The sequence below is a fragment of the Streptomyces sp. NPDC054783 genome (assembly GCF_053611725.1).
The window spans coordinates 675,522-692,640 of the sequence record NZ_JBSHAY010000001.1 but is presented as its reverse complement, the minus strand read 5'-3'; the positions used below and the strand labels follow the sequence as shown (position 1 = coordinate 692,640).

The window sequence follows — 17,119 nt, the reverse complement described above, 5'->3', positions numbered from 1 at the left end:
CCGCGGGTGTACGTCCCGGGGCCGATGCCGTGGCCGGGGCCGACTGGTTAGTCTCGCGGCATGACCACCACCGACGACCCGGCCACCCTCGCGTCCTTCGGAGCGCGACGCAATCGCCGGAAGGGCCCGACCGTGGTGACGAGAGCGACGGTCACGGCCTGGGCGGGGGGCGTGCTGTACGTCTTCCTGTCGCTGGTCCTGGTGTCAGGCGCGCCACCGGACTCGGGCCCGCTTCTCGCGGTCGGGGCACTGCCGGCGCTTGCCCTGCTCGTCGGGGTGCTGCGGCGGACGCCGCTGACGGCCCTGGCGCTGACGCTTTTCGGCGCCACCGCCGTGGTGGTCGTCCCTCTTCGCACCACCACTGCGAGCCTGACGCTGTCCTATCAGGGCCAGTTCCTGGCGTACCTGGCGGCGGACCTCGTCCTGGGGTACATCGTCGCCACGTGCAGGCGCCGGGTCTCCGTCGTCGCCGTGGCTCTGGCATTCGGTGTGCAGTTGATGGCGATCGGCTTGTTCGCACACCGTCCGGAGTTCCTGATCTTGGACGGTGTGGTCGGCCTGCTGGCGATGGCCGCGTCGTGCATGCTCGGACTGCTGAGCCGCGAGCGCCGCGAGCACGCGGTGGCGCTGCGCGCACAGGAGGTCGCCGAGGCGGTCACCGCCGAACGGCTGCGGATCGCAAGGGAGTTGCACGACATGATCGCGCACTCCGTCGGCATCATCGCGATCCAGGCGGGGGTGGGCAGCCGGGTCATCCACACACAACCCGATGCGGCCCGCGACGCTCTGCGAGCCATCGAGAACACCAGCAGACAGACCCTGTCCGGCCTGCGCCGCACCCTGGTGGCACTCCGTCAGGCCGAGCCGGGCGCCGCGACGGCGGAACAGACGCGGCCCGCGCCCTCACCGGGTCTGGCGGACGTCGAACGGCTGGTTGCGGCGACGGCGGAGGCCGGGGTACGAGTCGAGGTGCGCGTCAGCGGGGAGCGGCGGCCGCTGCCGGCCGACGTCGATCTGTCGGCCTACCGTATCGTGCAGGAGGCGCTGACCAACGTGGTCCGCCACGCGGGCACCGGGCACTGCACGGTTGCCGTCGACTACGGCGACGAGGAGTTGTGCGTGGAGGTCGTCGACGACGGGCGCGGTGCCGCCGGGGACGGCTCGGGCCACGGCTTCGGCATCGTCGGCATGCGGGAGCGGGCCGCACTGCTGCACGGCCGGTTCAGCGCCGGACCGCGTCCCGAGGGCGGCTTCCGCGTGGTGGCCCGGCTGCCGCTGCCCGAACCCGTCGGCCTCGCGGTGGGGACCCGATGAGCGTCCGGATCGTCCTCGCCGACGACCAGCCGCTGGTACGGTCCGGACTGCGGGTCCTCATGGCCGATCACCCCGACCTGGAGGTCGTCGGCGAGGCCGCCACCGGCGAGGAGGCGGTCCGGCAGGTCCGGGAGACCGGCCCCGACGTCGTGGTCATGGACATCCGGATGCCCGGCACGGACGGCATCGAGGCCACACGCCTGATCACGGCCGGCCACGCGTCGACCCGCGTGCTGATCCTCACCACCTTCGACGAGGACGACCATGTCTACGGCGCACTGCGGGCCGGTGCCAGTGGCTTCGCCGTCAAGGACATGGCACTGGACGACATCCTCGCCGCGATCCGCGTGGTCGCCGCCGGCGACGCACTGATCGCGCCGAGTGTGACACGCCGTCTGATCGCGGACTTCGTCGAACGCCGGACGGCCGTTCCGGAGCGCTCCGGGCGACTGCTCGAGGGCATCACCGAGCGGGAACGGGAGGTGCTGACCCTGGTCGGACGCGGGCGGTCCAACACCGAGATCGCGCAGGACCTCTTCATCACGGTGGCCACCGCCAAGTCACATGTGTCCCGGCTGCTCACCAAACTCGGTGCCCGCGACCGGGTTCAGCTCGTGATCACCGCGTACGAGGCGGGGCTGGTCACGCCGTGGAACTGAGCACCGTACGACGATGAGCCGCGCCCCGGAATGGCACGGCCGGACCGTCAGCCTCGGGTGAGCGCCCCCGGACGCCCGCTTCCACGGCCGCCGTCCGGTCCACGCGCGATGCTGCTCGCGGGCTCAGGCGGGCGCAGGCCTTCCGGGCCGCTGTCGTCAGGCTCCGTCACAATCCCCTGCGCCTGTCGTCAGGATGCCCTCCGCTGCCGCCTGATCGGTTCTCCCACCCGGTGCATGTGGGTGAGGGCCTCGCGGTAGGACCGGATCAGGCCGGTCTCGTGGTACGGCACGCCGATCTCCGCACAGTACGCGCGGACGATGACCTGGGCCCGCCGCAGATGGGGTGTGGGCATGCTCGGGAACAGGTGGTGCTCGATCTGGTAGTTGAGCCCGCCGAGCAGCACATCGGTGAGCCGGCCGCCGCGTACGTTGCGGGAGGTGAGGACCTGGCGGCGCAGGAAGTCGGGGCGTTCGTCGCCGCTGAACGTGGGCATGCCCTTGTGGTTCGGTGCGAAGGTGCAGCCGAGGTAGACACCGAAGAGGCACTGGTGCACGAAGAGGAACGCGACCGCCTTGCCGGGCGAGAGCACCAGGAACAGCGCGGACACATAGGCCGTGAGGTGAAGCAGGAGCAGGCCGGCTTCCAGGAACCGGTGCTTCATGGCGGACGAGCGCAACGCCCGCAGGCTCGCGACATGCAGGTTGAAGCCCTCCAGGGTCAGCAGCGGGAAGAACAGCCACGCCTGGTGCCCCCCGATGAGACGGGCGAGGCCACGGCTGTCGCGGGCCTGGGCGGTGGACCACACCAGGATGTCCGGGGCGACATCCGGGTCGAGTTCCTCGTGGTTGGGGTTGGCGTGGTGGCGGGTGTGCTTGTTCATCCACCAGCCGTAACTCATGCCGATTCCGAGATTGCCGAAGAGCCGGCCCCAGTTCTCGCTCGGACGCCCCCGCCGGAACACCTGACGGTGAGCCAGGTCATGTGCCACCAGGGCGACTTGACCGAAGGCCAAGGCCAGGAAGGCCGCCACCGCGAGCTGCCACCAGGTGTCGCCGAGCACGAGGAAGGCGCCCCAGCCCGCCGCCAGCAGCGCGGTCACCAGAGCGAGCCGTGCCGTGTAGTAGCCGGGGCGCCGCCTCATCAGGCCCGCCTCGGTGATACGCCGGGACAGCCGCGCGAAGTCGCTGCCGCCTCCGGGGCCGGACGTACGGGCACGGGCGGCGGACGCCTCGGCGGCGGCCGAGGCATGCGTGGAGATCGTCATGCGTCGAGTCTCGGCGCGCCCGTCCGACCGGAACATCCGGTCAGGCCCCGACCCGATGGGGGGCTTTCCCTACGCCACCCCAGGGTGTTGCCCCCCGGCCGAGCCGCTGACCTCAGGCTTCTCGGGAGGGCGACCCGGCGAGGAGTTCGAGCGTGTCGATCACGCGGTTGGAGAAGCCCCACTCGTTGTCGTACCAGGCGACCACCTTGATGTGCCGGCCGTCGACTCGGGTGAGGGCCGAGTCGAAGATCGACGAGGCCGGATTGCCGGTGATGTCGGAGGACACGAGAGGGTCGTCGGAGTATTCGAGGACGCCGGCGAGCGGTCCCTGTGCCGCGGCGCGGTACGCGGCCAGGACGTCGTCGCGGGTCACGTCACGCGCGACGGTCGTGTTGAGCTCCACGATCGAGCCCACCGGAACGGGCACACGGATCGAGTCGCCCGACAGCTTGCCGTCGAGGCCCGGCAGCACCAGGCCGATCGCCTTGGCCGCGCCCGTCGTTGTCGGCACGATGTTGACCGCGGCGGCACGGGCACGGCGGGCGTCGCGGTGCGGACCGTCCTGCAGGTTCTGCTCCTGCGTGTAGGCGTGCACGGTCGTCATGAAGCCGTGCTCGATCCCGGCGAGTTCGTCCAGCACGGCAGCCAGCGGCGCGAGGGCGTTGGTGGTGCAGGAGGCGTTCGAGACGATCGTGTGCAGGTCCGGGTCGTAGGCGTCGGTGTTGACCCCGTACGCGAGCGTGACGTCGGCTCCGTCGGACGGCGCGCTCACGAGCACCTTTTTCGCGCCGGCGTCGAGGTGTGCCCGGGCGGCCTTCGCCGAGGTGAAGCGGCCGGTCGCCTCCAGGACGATGTCCACGCCGAGGTCGGCCCACGGCAGCTGCGACGGCTCGCGCTCGGCGAGGACGGTGATGCGACGGCCGTCGACGACGAGGGCGTCTCCGTCGGCGGTCACGGGACGGCCGAGCCGGCCGGCCGTGCTGTCGTAGGCGAGCAGCCGTGCGAGGGTCGCGGGTTCCGTCAGGTCGTTCACGGCGACGACTTCGAGGGCGCTGCCGCGTTCGAGCAGAGCGCGCAGCACGTTGCGTCCGATACGGCCAAATCCGTTGATGGCAATGCGAGTCATGGGCGGTGTCCCTTCGGTTCCCGTCGGCTCCCTCGGTTCCCCACCAGCGTCGCGTGCCGCCTTCGCGCATGACCGTGTCGAGAGCGCCATGGTTCGCAAGGATCGCGCCAGGGGGCTATTCGCCCTGGGTGAAGGTGCGCCGGTATTCGCTCGGGGTGGTGCCGAGGATCTGCTGGAAGTGGGTCCGCAGATTGGTGCCGGTGCCCAGGCCGACGTCGGCGGCGATCTGCTCGATGCTGCGCTCGGAACGTTCGAGCAGCTCGCGGGCCAGGTCGACGCGGGCGCGCATCACCCACTGCATGGGCGTGTATCCGGTGTCCTCGACGAAGCGCCGGGAGAGGGTGCGCGGCGAGACCGCGGCGTGCCGTGCGAGCACCGTGAGGGTGAGGGGCTCGCCGAGGCGGTGCAGCGCCCACTCGCGGGTGGCGGCGAACCGTTCGCCGAGCGGCTCGGGCACACTGCGCGGCACGTACTGGGCCTGTCCGCCACTGCGGTAGGGGGCGGCGACCAGGCGCCGTGCCGCGTGGTTGGACACGGCGACCCCGAGGTCCTTGCGCAGGATGTGCAGGCACAGGTCGATGCCGGAGGCGGCGCCGGCCGATGTCAGCACGCTGCCCTCGTCGACGAAGAGCACGTTCTCGTCCACCCGGATCAGCGGGTGCTTCGCGGCGAGGGCCCGCGAGTAGTGCCAGTGCGTCGTCGCACGCTTGCCGTCGAGCAGTCCCGTGGCCGCGAGCGCGAAGGCCCCCGTCGAGATGGCGGCGAGCCGCGTGCCCCGGGCGTGGGCGGCGAGCAGCGCGTCGACGACGGACCGCGGCGGATCCTCGCGGTCCGGAAACCGGTATCCGGGGATGAAGACGATGTCCGCCCACGCGAGCGCGTCGAGCCCGTGGGCGACGTGGTACGACAGCCCGTCTCCGCCCGCGACGAGCCCGGGCTGCGCCCCGCACACCCGTACCTCGTACGGCATGCTCGCCCGCGTCGTGAACACCTGGGCGGGGATCCCGACATCGAGCGGTTTGGCGCCTTCGAGCACCAGGACGGCGACGCGTCGCAGACGGGGGGACGGCACGGAACACAGGGTACGAGAAGCTCACGAGGTGTTCGCAGCCCTCCCCGTCCCTGCGGGTAGGTCTTCTCGGACGACGGGCGTACGACGACGGGCCCCGTCGGAGGTGAACCGACGGGGCCCGCTGCCCAAGGTGTGCGGCGGTGCGACGGGTCAGTCCGTGCCGGACTCCATCGCGGCGCGGTCCAGGGCCGCGTCCTCCTCCGTGACTTCGCCACGGGAGGCGATCGCCTCGGCGCCACCCTGCGGCATGGCACCGATCAGGCCGGTGGAGGCGGCCTGGGCGGCGCCGATCAGGGCCGGGTGCTCGGTGCCGACCATGCCCAGCCCTGCGTACTGCTCCAGGCGCGCTCGGGAGTCGGCGATGTCCAGGTTGCGCATGGTGAGCTGGCCGATCCGGTCCGCCGGGCCGAACGCGGAGTCCTCGGTGCGCTCCATCGACAGTTTGTCCGGGTGGTAGCTGAACGCCGGGCCCGTGGTGTCGAGGATCGAGTAGTCCTCACCGCGCCGCAGCCGCAGGGTCACCTCGCCGGTGACCGCGGCACCGACCCAGCGCTGCAGTGACTCGCGGATCATCAGCGCCTGCGGGTCCAGCCAGCGGCCCTCGTACATGAGGCGGCCGAGCTTGCGGCCCTCGTTGTGGTACTGGGCGAGGGTGTCCTCGTTGTGGATCGCGTTGACCAGGCGCTCGTAGGCCGCGTGCAGCAGGGCCATGCCGGGCGCCTCGTAGATGCCGCGGCTCTTGGCCTCGATGATCCGGTTCTCGATCTGGTCCGACATGCCGAGCCCGTGCCGGCCGCCGATGGCGTTGGCCTCCATGACCAGCTCGACCGGCGAGGCGAACTCCTTGCCGTTGACCGTCACCGGACGGCCCTGGTCGAAGCCGATCGTCACGTCCTCGGGGGCGATCTCGACCGAGGGGTCCCAGAACCGCACGCCCATGATCGGCTCGACGGTCTCGACCCCGGTGTCCAGGTGCTCCAGGGTCTTCGCCTCGTGGGTCGCGCCCCAGATGTTGGCGTCGGTCGAGTACGCCTTCTCCGTGCTGTCGCGGTACGGCAGGCCGTGCGCGAGCAGCCACTCGGACATCTCCTTGCGGCCGCCCAGCTCGGTCACGAAGTCGGAGTCCAGCCAGGGCTTGTAGATCCGCAGGTGCGGGTTGGCGAGCAGGCCGTAGCGGTAGAACCGCTCGATGTCGTTGCCCTTGAAGGTGGAGCCGTCGCCCCAGATCTGTACGTCGTCCTCGAGCATCGCCCGGACCAGGAGGGTGCCGGTGACGGCACGGCCGAGGGGCGTGGTGTTGAAGTAGGCACGCCCGCCCGAGCGGATGTGGAACGCGCCGCACGCGAGCGCGGCCAGCCCCTCCTCGACCAGGGCGGCACGGCAGTCGACCAGGCGCGCGATCTCGGCACCGTAGGTCGTCGCACGGCCGGGTACCGAGGCGATGTCGGGCTCGTCGTACTGGCCGATGTCGGCGGTGTAGGTGCACGGGACGGCGCCCTTGTCGCGCATCCACGCGACGGCGACCGAGGTGTCGAGGCCGCCGGAGAAGGCGATTCCGACGCGCTCGCCGACCGGAAGGGAAGTGAGGACCTTGGACATAGGAAGAGTATGCATCATTACGCATGCCCATGCATAGCCCGGATCCAACTTCTCGTTCCGGGGTGGCGGCCGAAGGCGGAGATCGCGACGCCGCCCGCCCGGAGGCCGGGCCGCGCCACCGGCGTGGCGCGCGGTGGCGTCGGGCTCACTCAGCAGGCGCATGCCCGCCGGCGGCGACGGCGAGGGTGAAGGCCTGCTCCACCGCGGCGGGGATGTCGGTGACCGGGAACAGCGTGTGCCGTACGGTCCGGTCGGGACCGACGACGAGGATCAGCCGCTTGATGCGCAGGTCCTGTCCGGCCCGGAAGGCCGGCAGCCGCAGGCCCGCGGTGAGCTGGAGCTGGGCGTCGGACAGCAGGAGGAAGGGCAGGTCCTCGGCCCGCGCGAAGGCGGCCTGTTCCTCGGGGGTCTGAGTGCTCACACCGTGGACGGCGATGCCCGCCGCCTCGAACTGCGGCCAGACGGCGCGGAATTGGCGGTTCTCCAGGGTGCAGCCCGCGCTGCCGGGGATCGGCGGCCCGGCGAGACCGGCCGGGACACCGGGGATGCCGGCCGCAGGGTAGGCGAACAGCACCGTGGGGCGGGGCGCGGCGGCCACGGGGTCGTGCGAGCGGCCGTCGGTTCCCGGCAGCCGGAGACCGAGGGGTACGGTCTCGCCGACGAGCGAGGCGACCCGCTGGGCCTCGGCCCCGTGGTCGGGGGCCTCGCCGGTGAGCGTGCCGTCACCGAGCAGCCACCGGTCGGCCCAGTCCTGCAGCGCCACCAGGACCGGCACCAGGCCGCGGCCCTGTTCGGTGAGTACGTACTCGTAGCGGGGCGGCCGCTCCTGGTACGGGCGTCGCTCCAGCACGTGGTGATCGGTCAGGGTGCGCAGGCGCTCGCTGAGGATCTTGCGGGAGACGCCCAGTTCGCCCGCGAGCCGGTCGAAGCGCACATGGCCGCGCGCGATCTCCCGCAGGACGAGCAGGCTCCACCAGTCCCCCACCACCGCCGCGGCCTGCGCGATGCCGCAGGCGTCGTCCGCGACCCGCCGTGAACTCATCGTCGCGCTCCTCAGGCAAAGCCGTTGACAGGCTGTCGGACCTCCATAGTAGGTTCCCATTCGGAACTTAATAAGTATCGAAAGGGAACCCACAATGTCCCAGCAGATGTGGACCGCCGTCGACGACTACTTCAACGGGTTGCTCGTGAAGGAGGACGACGCCCTGCTCTCGGCCGCCGGGGACAGCGATGCCGCGGGGCTCCCGGCGATACAGGTGGCCCCCAACCAGGGCAAGCTGCTGAACCTGCTCGCCCGGATCCGGGGCGCCCGCCGCATCCTGGAGATCGGCACCCTGGGCGGCTACAGCACCATCTGGCTCGCCCGTGCTCTGCCGGACGACGGCCGCCTGGTCACCCTGGAGAGCGATCCGCACTACGCCGCCGTGGCCACCGCCAACATCGCCCGTGCCGGGCTGGACCACATCGTCGACATCCGCGTCGGCAAGGCCCAGGACACGCTGCCGCTGCTCGCGGCCGGAGAAACCGGCCCGTTCGACCTGGTCTTCATCGACGCCGACAAACCCGCCAACCCGGAGTACCTGGAGTGGTCCCTCGAGCTCACCCGGCCCGGGAGCATCATCGTCGGCGACAACGTGGTCCGCGAGGGCGCGGTCACCGACGCGGTCAGCGACGACCCGCGCGTCCAGGGCGTGCGCCGCTTCACCGAACTCATCGCCGAGCACCCGCGGTTGACCGCCACCACCCTGCAGACGGTCGGTTCCAAGGGCTACGACGGCTTCACCCTCGCCCTGGTCACCGAGTGAGCGACCGTCCGGCCGCCCTCCGATCGCCATCGGGAACGCCGCCCCCGGCAGGAAGGATCCCCAGCCTGCCGAGGGCGTCGAGGTTCAGCTTCCGGCCAGCAGCCGGCGTACGACATATCCCGCGGAGTCCACGCCCGAGCTGCCGCCCTCGACGAGCGCGGCGACCGAGATGCGGGAGTCGTAGGCGGTCAGCCAGCCGTTGGTGTGGTCGCCTTCCTCCGCGGTGCCGGTCTTGGCGCCGACGCCCACCAGCCCGCCCAGACGCGGCGCCGCCGTACCGCTGGTGGCCACGTTGCGCATCATCGACTGCAGATAGCCGGCCGTGCGGGCGGAGATGGGCCGGGACACCGTCTCCTGGTGCTGTCCCGGCAGGATGACCGGCTGCTCGAAGCCGGCGCCCCGGACGGTGGCCGCCACGGACGCCATGAACAGAGGCGTGGCGGTGACCTTGCCCTGGCCGATGAACTGGGCCGCCTGGTCGCCGCCCTGGACGTCCGCCGGAATGCTCGGGTCGGTGGTGGCGACTCCCCCGCCGATGGACCAGTTGCCCATGCCGAAGACGTTCACGGCCTCGTCGTTCAGCGCCGAGGCGTCGCCGCCGTGCACGAGGTAGTGGAATCCGTCCTTGATGAAGGAGGTGTTGCACGACACCGTGAACGCCTGGGCCAGGGAGGAGCCGGGGTTGGCCCGCACGCCGGAGTCGTTGTGGAACAGCTGACTGTTGGCCATCAGCGAGTCCTTGCACGGCGCCGGGCTGCTCGGCGTGAGACCTGCCTTGTCGAAAAGGGCCGCCGAGGTGATGATCTTCATCGTGGAGCCGGGGGACTTGATCCCGTTGATGGCGATGTCGCCGTCGTCGCCCGAGTGCGCGATCGCCAGGATGTGGCCGTTGCGCCAGTCCAGTGCCACGGTACCGGCGGGCTTCTGCTGAAGGTGGGCGTCCTTCACCGCACGCTCGGCCACCGTCTGGAGGCCGGCGTCGATGGTCGTCCTGACGACCGCGGGGCGGCCCTTGGAGAAGACTTTCAGCGTCTTCACGCCCGCGCCGCCGGCGTCGACGACGGCCACGCCCGTTCCGGGGGTCCCGCCCGCGGGCTTCGCGTTCTTGCCGATCGTGGCCGCGATGTCCCGCAGTGACGCGAAGCCGGACAGGTCGGTCTTGCCGTCGCTCGCCACGACCTTCGTACCGCCCGCGCCGGCCGGCAGCTTGCCCGCGGTCAGCGACTGGCCGTCCCCCAGGCCCGGATAGAGCACCGAGTTGTTCCAGTGAACGGCCGAGCGACCGTTCGTGCTCTTGAGCACGGCCACCGCGCTCGGGTAGCTCCAGGTACCGCCCGCGACCTCGGCGGTCACGTCGAAGGTGACCTTGGTGGCACCCGGCGTCACCGACGAGGGGCCCTCCGACAGGATGTGACCGAACGACAGCTTCTTCAGGTGCAGGCCGTCGGCGTAGTCCCGCAGCGCCTGCGAGGCCGTACCCGGTACGTCGGTGTCGCCTGCCGCGCCGTCGAGGCTCTGCCGGGACCAGCCGTCCAGGAAGGCTCGGGCCCGCTTCACCGCCTCGGCGTCCGACGGGGGCGTACTCGACAGCGCCGACGGGTCGAAAGCGCGCGCATCCCGGGAGTCCGCGTCACCCGCCGAGCCCGAGGCCAGGCCGTGCAGGACGTTGTAGGTACCGATCCCCCCGAGGGCGAGCAGCGCGGTGCAGGTACCGGCGAGGCCGATCTTCACAGCTCTGTTCATACGCAGGATCGTATGTATGTTGCACGAACAAGTGTGCCGATTTCCGGTAGATCGTTATCGGAACGTCAAGGTGCCCGGGGCGGCGCCCCACTGCTGGTGCCCGGGGCGGCGCCCCACTGCTGGTGGCCGGGGCCGTGGTCAACCGCCCGGCCGCGGGCATGCCGCTGCCCCGCTGCTCACCGAGCGCCGTGTCCCGGCCGGTGTCCGAGGACCAACGCCGGGCCGCTGCCCAGGCGGGCGGCCTGACGACAACTGCCCCCATACATCGGATGTGTTCACTAGCAGCAGTTGCCCAACTCATTGACACGCGCGACGGCCATCTCTACGTTCCCGGATACACCCGATGTTTCGATGAACCGTCAGGTTTGGAGGGCACCGATGACCTCGCAGCCGGAGAAACGCTCGCCGGTTCCCCGCAGATCCGTACTCGGTACCGCGCTGGGCGGGGCGGCGGTGGCGGCGCTGCCGGGGACGGCCCGGGCGGCGCAGTCCGAAGGGACGGGGCCGTCCGACGGCGCCGGGTCGACCGGCCAAGGAGCCGGGCGGCCCTGGAGACTCCGCGACACCATGACCTCCGACAGCGCGTGGGAAGACTTCCTGCGCGGCCAGGACCTGCTGTGGACCAGGCTGCCGACGCTCTGGTACGAGGGCCCGTTCCTCGGGGACGGGCTGCTCGGCAGCATGGTCTACCAGGAGCCGGGGGCCAACCGGATCCGTTTCACCGTGCAGCACGGTCGCGTCCAGGACCACCGGCCCGAGTTCGGCAGCGGCTGGGGCACCTGCCGGCTCCCGGTCGGACATCTCACGCTCGATCCGGCCGGCACCATCACCGCCGTCGACTGGCGGCTGAGCCTGTGGAACGCCGAACTCACCGGCACCGTCACCACCACCGCCGGCACCCTCACCCTCTCCGCGCTCATCCACGACGAGGTCTTCGCCGCCCGCGTGACGGCGGCCGGCGGCGAGAAGGTCACCTGGACGTTCCACCCCGAGGACGCCATCAGCCCCCGCAGGATCCAGGAGGCCCCGCCCGCCGGATACACCGCCAACCCTCCCTGGACCACCCGGACCACCGCCGACGGCACCGCCCAGGTGCTCCAGCCGCTGACCGGCGGCGGCCGGACCGCGACCTCCTACCGCCGCTCCGGCGACGACCTCCTGCTGAGCGTCGGCCACAGCTTCCCCTCGTCCTCCGCCGCCGAGGCCGACTCGCTGCGCAACCTGCGGCGCGCGCCGTCGTACGACGTCCTGCGTCGCCGGCACACCGGCTGGTGGCACGCGTTCTACCGGAAGAGCTTCGTGTCGTTCCCCGACCAGCGGCTGCAGAGCTTCCACTGGATCCAGCTCTACAAGGTCGCCTCCGCCAGCCGCACGGGCGGCCCCGTGATGGCCACCTCCGGGCCGTGGCTGGAGCCCACCCCCTGGCCGGCGGTCTGGTGGAACCTCAACGTCCAGCTGGAGTACTGGCTCATCCAGGGCTTCAACCACCCCGAACTCGACTCGCTGGCCGGCACGTTGCGCCAGAACCAGGAGCAGCTCACCGCCAACGTGCCCGCCGCCTACCGCTCGGACAGCTCCGGCATCGGACGCAGCTCCGACATGTTCTGCAACCGCGAGGTGGGCCAACCGGGCACCGGAGCCGAGACCGGCGACCTCACCTGGGCGCTGCACAACGTGTGGCTGTCGTACCGGCACTCCATGGACAAGTCCCTGCTGCGCGACACGATCTACCCCCTACTGCGCCGGACCATCAACTACTACCTGCACTTCCTCGCCCCGGGCAGCGACGGCAGGCTTCATCTGCCGAGCACGCTCTCACCCGAATATCCCGTGGTGCCGCCTCAGGACACCAACTACGACCTGGCCCTGATCCGCTGGGGCTGTCAGACGCTCCTCGAGTCGGCACAACTGCTGGCAATCGACGACGAGTTGAAACCCCGCTGGCAGGAGGTGCTGGCCCGGCTCACGCCGTACCCGGTCGACGACAACGGCTTCATGATCGGCGCCGACACCCCGTACGCCCAGTCCCACCGGCACTACTCGCACCTGCTGATGGTGTACCCGCTCCACCTCGTCACCTGGGACCAGCCCGAGAACCGCGATCTGATCACCAAGTCGGTGGTCCACTGGCACGCGCTGACCGGAGCCCACCGGGGCTACAGCTACACCGGCGCCGCCTCGATCTACGCGATGACGGGGGACGGCGACACCGCGATCGGCTACCTGCGGAAGTTCTTCGACCCCAGCACCCGTTACCCGTGCCGCGCCAACACGCACTACACCGAGGCCGGTCCGGTGATCGAGACGCCGCTGTCCGCCTCGCAGTCCCTGCACGACATGTTCTGGCAGAGCTGGGGCGGCGTCGTCCGGGTCTTCCCGGCCGTTCCGTCCGCCTGGAAGGACGTGACCCTGCACAACTTCCGTACCCAGGGCGCCTTCCTGATCAGTGCCGTGCGCAAGTCGGGTGCCACCCGGTTCATCCGGGTCAGGAGCCTTGCGGGCGAGCCACTGCGGCTCCGGCACGGCCTGAGCGGGCCCCTCACCGCGGTGCTGGACGACGGCACCCCGGCCCACACCCGGGACCTGGGCGACGGCACACTCGCCATCGACCTGCCCAGGGGCCGCGAGGTGCTCGTGCACTCCGGTTCCCGGCCCGACCTCGTCATCGCCCCCGTCGCCGTGAGCGAGCCGGGCGCGGCGTGGGGCCTGCCGTAACCGCCGTCCGGAAGGGGAGGGTTCCATGGCTGTTCCGCTGAACGGAGCAAGATCCGTGGTCGCCGCGCTCTGCGCCGGGCTTGCGGCCACGCTCCTCGCGAGCGTGCCCGCCCGGGCCGAGCAGCACGAGCGCACCTGGGCCGTGTCCGAGGCGACGCACGCACCCCGCGCCCGAATATCCCTGGACGACACCGCCGGCACGCTGACCCTGTCGGTGTCCCGCGAGGGCCGTACGGTCGTCGAGCCGTCGCCCCTCGGCATCGTCACCGAACAGGCCGACCTGTCACGGGGGTTGCGCTTCGTGCGGCGCAAGGACCGTACGATCGAGGGGCGTTACCGGACGAAGTCCGGAAAGCGGCTCGACCGCTGGGTCCACATGCACGAGACCCGGCTGTCCTTCGCCTCCGGCGCCGGCGCCCGCCTCGACCTCGTGGTCCGCGTCTCCGCCGACGGCGTCGCGTACCGGTACGTCCTGCCCACCGGATACGGCGACGTCGTCGGCGAGACCTCCGCGTTCAACCTGCCGCCGGACGCGAGCGCCTGGCTCGGCACCTACCGGGTGGACAACGAGGGCCGGTTCAACGAGTACTCCGCCGCGACCGCCCCCACCGACGAGTACTCCGACCAGGCCCTCTTCGCCACCGACGGCGGCTACACCCTGCTCGCCGAGTCCGACCTCACCGGCACCTACTCCGGCGCCCGGCTCGCCCACACCCAGGGCACCGGCACCTACCGCATCAAGCTCGCCGACGACCGCGTCCGCACCGACGGGCCCCTCACCACCCCCTGGCGGGCCTTGATCACCGGTGACCTCGCCACCGTCACCCGGTCCACGTTCACCGACGACCTGGCCCCCGCGTCCCAGGTCTCCGACACCTCCTGGATCCGCCCCGGAACCGTGCTGTGGACCTGGCTCGCCGGCGGCCGCGCGGCCGGCCAGAGCCTCGCCGCGCAGGAGGCGTACGTCGACTACGCCGCCGAGCGGCACTGGCCGTACGAAGCCGTCGACGCCGGCTGGTACTTCAAGTCCGACGCGTGGGACACCACCGATCCCGACTGGCAGACGGACAGCTGGCTTCCCCAGCTCGTCGGCTACGCACGCGCCAAGGGCGTCGGGATCGTCGTCTGGATCCATCAGCGCGACCTCGACACACCCGAGGAACGCGCCCAGTGGCTGCCCACGCTGGAGCGGTGGGGCGTCAAGGGAGTCAAGATCGACTTCATGAACTCGGAGTCGCAGTCGATGCTCCAGTGGTACGACACGATCCTCCGGGAGACGGCCGCCCACCACCTCGTGATCGACTTCCATGGCTCCACGATCCCCAAGGGCATCCAGCGCACCTGGCCGCAGGTGATGACCATGAAGGGCGTCGACGGCGAGGAGAAACGCACCAACACCGCCGTCCACCTCACCACCCTGCCCTTCACCCGGAACGTCATCGGCTCCATGGACTTCACGCCGGGCGGCTTCCAGCGCGCCGGCCGGCGCCCTGATTCCGACGCGGCCGAGGTCGGACTCACCGTCGCCTACGAGTCGGGGCTCCAGATGTTCGCGGGCACACCCGAGTCGTACGACGCCCGGCCGCTCGCCCGAGGCTTCCTCGGACAGGTCCCGGCGGCCTGGGACGACACCCGGCTGCTCGCCGGCCGCCCGGGGCAGGAGGCCGTCCTCGCCCGGCGCAGCGGCGACCGCTGGTTCCTCGGCGGGGTGTACGCGGGCGCCGCCCGCACGGCCGAGATACCGCTGTCGATCGGACCTGGACGCTGGCTGGTCGAGACGATCCGGGACGGCGCCGACGGACTCGTCCGGGACCGGCAGGTACTGCGCGGCGGTGACGCGTTCAGCGTGGACATCACCGCGAACGGCGGTTTCGCGGGCATCGCCTGCCCCTGGCACCCCGGCATCACCACTTGTTACCGCTGACCCCTCGCGCCCGAGCGGCCGAACTGCCCTGCGCCGACAGGGCGGTTCGGCCGCACGCACGACCGGGACCAGCATCGGCTGCCGTGCGGCGCCTAGACGCCCGAGGTCACGGCCTTGAGCTCGGTCAGTGACTCCCGGATCAGCTGCCGCATCGCGCGTTCCTCGCCCGGTGCGATCCAGCGTTCGAAGGCGACCTTGAAGACGGCGACCGCGGCCTCGGCGGCGAGGCTCGCGGCAGGCTCCGCGAGGCCACGGCCGCGCAGGGTGTCGACGAGCGCGGCCGCCAACGACGCGAGCTTGATCAGCTCGCGCTCCTGGAGTTCCGCGTTCGCCGTGATCACGGCGTGCCGCCGGCGCGCGAACTCGCGTCGGTCGGCGAACATCTCGGCGACGGCGTCGAGCCCCACCGTCAGGGCGTCCAGCGGGACCGCGGTCTGCGGAGCGCCCGCGACCGCCCGGACGAACAGATCCTCCAGCTCGCCGGAACCGGCGAAGAGCACCTCGCGCTTGTCGGCGTAGTGCCGGAAGAAGGTCCGCTCGGTGAGCCCGGCCCGCTTGGCGATCTCCGCCACAGTGGTCTGCTCGTACCCGTACTCGGCGTAGAGCTCCAGTGCGGCCTTCGCCAGGCGTCCGCGCGCGTCCGGCTCCCATCTACCCATGCCGAGATCTTACGTGATGACAGAGGCTGACATCAGGTGTAGCGTCTATGACAGTCACTGACATCGAAATGTCTGGGGTCTCCTCATGCGCATCTTCATCACCGGCGCTTCCGGCTGGATCGGATCCGCCGTCGTACCCGAGCTCCTCGAAGCCGGTCACCAGGTCGTCGGGCTCGCCCGCTCCGACGCGTCCGCCGACGCGCTCGTCACGGCGGGCGCGGAGGTCGTCCGCGGCACCGTCGACGATCTCGACCTGCTGCGGGACGCGGCCGCCGCGTCGGACGGGGTGATCCACCTCGCCTTCAAGCACGACATCGCCTTCAGCGGCGACTTCCAGGGCGCCGCCGAGGCCGACCGCCGCGCCGTCGACGTCTTCGGCGAGGCGCTCGCGGGCAGCGACCGGCCCTTCGTCCTCGCCTCCGGCCTGGCCGGTCTCGCACCTGCGCGGGTGGCGACCGAACAGGACATGGCCGCGTTCGACGGCTCGCCGGTCTCGATCCGCGCCGCCACCGCACAGGAGGTGCTGGCGTTCGCCTCGCGCGGCATCCGCTCCTCCGTCGTACGGCTCTCGCCGACCTGTCACGGCGAGGGGGACAACGGATTCATGGCGACACTGGTCGCCATCGCCCACGAGAAGGGCGTCTCCGGCCACATCGGCGACGGCGCCAACCGCTGGCCGGCCGTCCACCGCCTCGACGCCGCGCATCTGTTCCGCCTGGCGGTCGAGCAGGCCCCGGCCGGATCGGTGCTGCACGGGGTCGCGGAGGAGGGCGTCGCGATCCGTGACGTCGCCGAGGTGATCGGCCGGCACCTCGACGTGCCGGTGGTCTCCGTGGCACCCGAGGCGGCGGCCGGGCACTTCGGCTGGCTGGCCGGCTTCATCGGCCTCGACCTTCCGGCGTCGAGCACGCTGACCCGCGAACTGCTGGGCTGGAAGCCGACCCAGCCGGGTCTCCTCGAAGACCTGGCGAAGGGATACTCCCGCTCCCCTGCCGTCGGCGCCTGACGGCACTCCGCCGACCGGGGGACTCCGGTACTCGGCCGCCCCGGGGGGGGCCTCCGGTCCCGGGCCGAAGGGCGGAACGCCGGGCCCCCAACGGCAGGGGCCGGGCGATCGGCACATCGCCGGGCTCGGCGGCCCGGGCGTACACGCCGATCGCCACCGGGGCCGGTGCCTCCGACGACCGCCCACGCGTCCCCTGCCGACAGGAACGCGTCGGCGTCGGCACACCACTCGG

At 71.3% G+C, this 17,119-nt stretch carries 13 protein-coding genes; 6 read left to right on the top strand and 7 right to left on the bottom strand.

What is annotated here, in order from left to right:
• Positions 1–60 precede the first annotated feature (60 nt).
• The gene (locus ACWGJ5_RS03180) at positions 61–1,314 is read left to right on the top strand and encodes a sensor histidine kinase (protein WP_453308050.1); all 1,254 of its coding nucleotides are present in this window, start codon (positions 61–63) and stop codon (positions 1,312–1,314) included.
• Positions 1,311–1,973, top strand: a complete 663-nt coding sequence (locus ACWGJ5_RS03175; protein ID WP_453308049.1) for a response regulator — start codon at positions 1,311–1,313, stop codon at positions 1,971–1,973. The genes ACWGJ5_RS03180 and ACWGJ5_RS03175 overlap by 4 nt, the downstream gene beginning before the upstream one ends.
• 188 nt (positions 1,974–2,161) lie before the next feature.
• Here ACWGJ5_RS03175 and ACWGJ5_RS03170 read toward each other — a convergent pair whose 3' ends face one another.
• The 5 genes from ACWGJ5_RS03170 to ACWGJ5_RS03150 form a co-directional block, all read right to left on the bottom strand.
• Positions 2,162–3,238: a fatty acid desaturase family protein gene (locus ACWGJ5_RS03170; RefSeq protein WP_453308048.1), complete on the bottom strand. Its 1,077-nt coding sequence runs from the start codon at positions 3,236–3,238 to the stop codon at positions 2,162–2,164.
• Between the two features lie 112 nt (positions 3,239–3,350).
• Positions 3,351–4,364 (bottom strand): type I glyceraldehyde-3-phosphate dehydrogenase, encoded by a 1,014-nt coding sequence (gene gap, locus ACWGJ5_RS03165; RefSeq protein ID WP_453308047.1) that lies wholly within the window; start codon positions 4,362–4,364, stop codon positions 3,351–3,353.
• A gap of 115 nt (positions 4,365–4,479) precedes the next feature.
• A complete protein-coding gene (locus ACWGJ5_RS03160; protein WP_385308829.1) occupies positions 4,480–5,436 on the bottom strand; it encodes a GlxA family transcriptional regulator in 957 nt (318 codons plus the stop codon).
• A 150-nt stretch (positions 5,437–5,586) separates the two neighbouring features.
• On the bottom strand, positions 5,587–7,035 hold the full coding sequence (gene argG, locus ACWGJ5_RS03155) for an argininosuccinate synthase (RefSeq protein WP_453308046.1): 1,449 nt from the start codon (positions 7,033–7,035) through the stop codon (positions 5,587–5,589).
• 145 nt (positions 7,036–7,180) lie between these two features.
• Entirely contained in the window at positions 7,181–8,077 is an 897-nt protein-coding gene (locus ACWGJ5_RS03150) for a winged helix-turn-helix transcriptional regulator (protein ID WP_453308045.1), read from the bottom strand.
• A 94-nt stretch (positions 8,078–8,171) separates the two neighbouring features.
• On the opposite strand from ACWGJ5_RS03150, the gene ACWGJ5_RS03145 reads away from it, so the two are divergent.
• Positions 8,172–8,840 (top strand): O-methyltransferase, encoded by a 669-nt coding sequence (locus tag ACWGJ5_RS03145; RefSeq protein WP_453308044.1) that lies wholly within the window; start codon positions 8,172–8,174, stop codon positions 8,838–8,840.
• An 84-nt stretch (positions 8,841–8,924) separates the two neighbouring features.
• On the opposite strand, the gene ACWGJ5_RS03140 is transcribed toward ACWGJ5_RS03145, so the two are convergent.
• Entirely contained in the window at positions 8,925–10,583 is a 1,659-nt protein-coding gene (locus ACWGJ5_RS03140; RefSeq protein WP_453308043.1) for a penicillin-binding transpeptidase domain-containing protein, read from the bottom strand.
• Between the two features lie 378 nt (positions 10,584–10,961).
• Between ACWGJ5_RS03140 and ACWGJ5_RS03135 the strand changes: the two genes are divergently transcribed.
• Together ACWGJ5_RS03135 and ACWGJ5_RS03130 are read left to right on the top strand one after the other, a co-directional pair.
• Positions 10,962–13,298 (top strand): glycosyl hydrolase family 95 catalytic domain-containing protein, encoded by a 2,337-nt coding sequence (locus ACWGJ5_RS03135; RefSeq protein ID WP_453308042.1) that lies wholly within the window; start codon positions 10,962–10,964, stop codon positions 13,296–13,298.
• A 25-nt stretch (positions 13,299–13,323) separates the two neighbouring features.
• Positions 13,324–15,222 carry a glycoside hydrolase family 97 catalytic domain-containing protein gene (locus ACWGJ5_RS03130; protein WP_453308041.1) on the top strand — a complete coding sequence of 633 codons (1,899 nt, stop codon included), beginning with the start codon at positions 13,324–13,326 and terminating at the stop codon, positions 15,220–15,222.
• 92 nt (positions 15,223–15,314) lie between these two features.
• On the opposite strand, the gene ACWGJ5_RS03125 is transcribed toward ACWGJ5_RS03130, so the two are convergent.
• Entirely contained in the window at positions 15,315–15,881 is a 567-nt protein-coding gene (locus ACWGJ5_RS03125; protein WP_453308040.1) for a TetR/AcrR family transcriptional regulator, read from the bottom strand.
• An 85-nt stretch (positions 15,882–15,966) separates the two neighbouring features.
• On the opposite strand from ACWGJ5_RS03125, the gene ACWGJ5_RS03120 reads away from it, so the two are divergent.
• Positions 15,967–16,887 (top strand): SDR family oxidoreductase, encoded by a 921-nt coding sequence (locus ACWGJ5_RS03120; protein ID WP_453308039.1) that lies wholly within the window; start codon positions 15,967–15,969, stop codon positions 16,885–16,887.
• The last annotated feature ends 232 nt before the right edge of the window (positions 16,888–17,119 follow it).